Raw genomic sequence first — 2,859 nt, 5'->3', positions numbered from 1 at the left:
AATTCCTCGAAACTGTCCCCTGATAAGATCTCGGAATCCAAGAGCCGTATTTTTGAACAAATTAATTTTATTTCCGAGGAATTGATAAAATCCGTAAAATGGTCCGAAGCGATTGAGTTGGTTTCTTATATTGATGAAGATGACACTCCTTTTGTCGCACTTGCATTAGAACTCAATGCCTTTCTTTGGACAGGTGATAAAAAGTTCATAGATGGATTGGCTTCTAAAAATACATTTTTCGCAAAAAGTACTGCCGATATTGAAAATCTAATTTTACCATCATTGTAAATGAAAAATTTGGGAATCATATTGCTCTTCACTTTATTGGGTCTTGGGTGTTCAAATAAAATTTCAAACACCCCTCTTCAACTCCACATAGGAGTTTCCAAAACTGTCATCAATCCTCCTATCGGCTCCTTCATCGCAGGAGACAAGCAAAACAGAAGGTTTATAGGGGTATTGGATAGCCTTTATGCCAAGGCGGTCGTTTTCTATGATGGAGAAAATTCCATGGCACTTGTGACTTTAGATTGCATCGGATTGCTGTACCAGGATTTACAAAAAATCAGGAAAAAAACATCAGAATTAAAATTTGACATTCCTTTTTCATCAGACAATATTGTCATCAGCTCTACCCATACCCATTCCGGGCCGGATGTGGTCGGACTTTGGGGAAAAGATTTCTCTCAAACCGGAGTGGACAGTGTTTACATGGATTTTTTGGTAAAGACCGTGGCAGAACAAATACATAAAGCTTCTAAAAATCTTCAGGAAAGTTCAATAAGATACGGTCAAAATGAATTTGGAGAGGAATGGGTTGCCAATATCTGCCATGAGGAAATTGACAGGTCGGTCACGGTTTTGCAGTTTTTGGACAACAATCAAAACAACATTGTTACTTTGACCAATTTTGCCTGTCACCCTACCTATATGGATGCGGTTTTTTCAGAAATATCAGCCGATTACTTGGCGGGATTTTATAGAGAAATGGAAAAAAAATGGGGAGGAGAGCACCTTTTTCTTCAAGGAGCAATCGGTGGTTGGATACAGCCTATAGATAAGGAAGGTGGATACCAAAAAGCGATTCAGCGCGGGACAGAACTTGCTCTTTCTGCCACAGCTTCACTTATGGAAGCAAAAACATTGTCATCCTCCAAAATCAACTTCTCAAAACAAACTGTTTTTTTCCCTGTCATGAATGAAGCTTGGCAGCAACTTTCGGCAGGCGGAATCATCGTAGACAGGGAAGTCACCGATGTCATCGAATCTGAGGTCGTATGGTTTTCTATCGGGGAAGCTACTTTTGCAAGCCATCCGGGGGAAACGGCTCCTGTTTATAGCCTAAACACCAAGGATCTCATGCCAAATGGTCCGAAATTTATCCTTGGATTAAGTCAAGATGCATTGGGATACATCATCAAACCGGCTTATTTTGATAATCCAGAACTTCCCCATGCCGCTTATTTGACGAGAATGTCTCTGGGAAAGCAAACAGGAGAAGAATTGATGAAATCATTGACCGAGCTTTCCAAAGAAAATACAAAAGAAAAGATCCGAAACTGATATGGAAACACAGATAAAAATATGGATAGACGCCTTGGATAATATTACCAATGAGGTTTTGAAAACATTCGGTGACTTACCGGTTGAAAAAATGCATCTCAAACCCAATCCAAATACTTGGAGTATAGCCGAAAACCTGGAACACCTCATCACCATCAACAGAACCTATTTCCCGATTTTTGAGAAATTGAAAAATGGGAGTTTTCAAGGCCCTTTTATCTCTAAAATACCCCTGTTTTATAATTTATTCGGAAACCTTATCTATAAGTCAGTAGCCGATGGTGGCAAGAAAAAAGCCAAGACTTTCCCTCTTTGGGAGCCAAAAGTTAGTTCAGACGACACTACGGTGTTGGAAAGATTTAAAAAACATCAGGAAGAAATGAAAATCCAGATCAGTGAAATGAAACCCTTTCTGGAAAAAAACACCATCATCTACTCTCCTGCCAATAAACTGATTGTCTATCCCCTTGAAAAAGCCATTGAAATCATCGTAGCCCACGAGCAAAGACATTTAGATCAAGCAAAAAGGTTATTATAATTAAGGAAATACAATAGATATATGCTAAACGAAATATGCTTTCAGCGAAATAATTTACCAGATTCAATCTCTAAATTCTAGGATCAAACCTGAATATATTTCAATCTATTTCTGCCTTATTTCTAAAATTTTAAATCTCAAATCTCACATCTCCTATCTCATGTCTTCTTTAAAAACTGAAAAAGAAAAAATGCTAGCCGGTGAATTGTATTTTGCTTCCGATCCTGAATTGGTTGCAGAAAGGCTACACGCAAGGAAGTTGACCAAGCAACTCAACGATTCCAACCCGGATGAAACGGAATTGAGGGAAAGCATTCTTTCAAAACTGATCGGAAAAAAAGGCAAGAACTTTTGGATAGAACCGCCATTCTATTGCGATTATGGCTACAACATCACCGCAGGCGATGATGTGTTTTTCAACTTCAATTGTGTAGTCTTGGATATTACCCCTGTGACTTTGGGAAGTCGGGTATTGATTGCTCCCAATGTCCAATTTTATGCAGCCACTCATCCAACAGAGTTTAAATTAAGGGGAAGTTTGGCAGAATTTGGAAAACCGATAACAATAGGGGATGATGTGTGGATTGGCGGTTCTACGGTCATCTGTCCCGGAGTTACCATAGGATCAAGGTCCATCATCGGCGCAGGATCTGTAGTCACCAAAGACATCCCAGATGATGTCATTGCAGCAGGAAATCCTTGTAAGGTGATCAGGAGTTTGGTCTAAAAGGTTGTCCGCTGAAGCTGTTTTCAAGTTG

4 protein-coding genes are annotated in these 2,859 nt (G+C 39.5%); all 4 read left to right on the top strand.

What is annotated here, in order from left to right; genetic code table 11:
- On the top strand, window positions 1-288 hold a 288-nt coding region (locus ACZFYI_RS18360), incomplete at its 5' end, for a PIN domain-containing protein (RefSeq protein ID WP_462525577.1).
- A complete protein-coding gene (locus tag ACZFYI_RS18355; RefSeq protein ID WP_462525576.1) occupies window positions 289-1,563 on the top strand; it encodes a neutral/alkaline non-lysosomal ceramidase N-terminal domain-containing protein in 1,275 nt (424 codons plus the stop codon). It abuts the gene before it with no gap.
- Between the two features lies 1 nt (window position 1,564).
- Entirely contained in the window at window positions 1,565-2,101 is a 537-nt protein-coding gene (locus ACZFYI_RS18350; RefSeq protein WP_462525575.1) for a DinB family protein, read from the top strand.
- A 160-nt stretch (window positions 2,102-2,261) separates the two neighbouring features.
- A complete protein-coding gene (locus ACZFYI_RS18345) occupies window positions 2,262-2,828 on the top strand; it encodes a sugar O-acetyltransferase (protein WP_462525574.1) in 567 nt (188 codons plus the stop codon).
- The last annotated feature ends 31 nt before the right edge of the window (window positions 2,829-2,859 follow it).

It is taken from the genome of Aquiflexum sp. (assembly GCF_977115555.1).
The sequence above is the reverse complement of the archived record's forward strand: the minus strand, read 5'-3'. Positions and strand labels throughout refer to the sequence as shown.

Excerpts from the sequence above, each read along its gene's own strand:
- ACZFYI_RS18355 (WP_462525576.1), top strand. The coding sequence starts at position 289 with ATGAAAAATTTGGGAATCATATTGCTCTTCACTTTATTGGGTCTTGGG.
- ACZFYI_RS18350 (WP_462525575.1), top strand. The coding sequence starts at position 1,565 with ATGGAAACACAGATAAAAATATGGATAGACGCCTTGGATAATATTACC.
- ACZFYI_RS18345 (WP_462525574.1), top strand. The coding sequence starts at position 2,262 with ATGTCTTCTTTAAAAACTGAAAAAGAAAAAATGCTAGCCGGTGAATTG.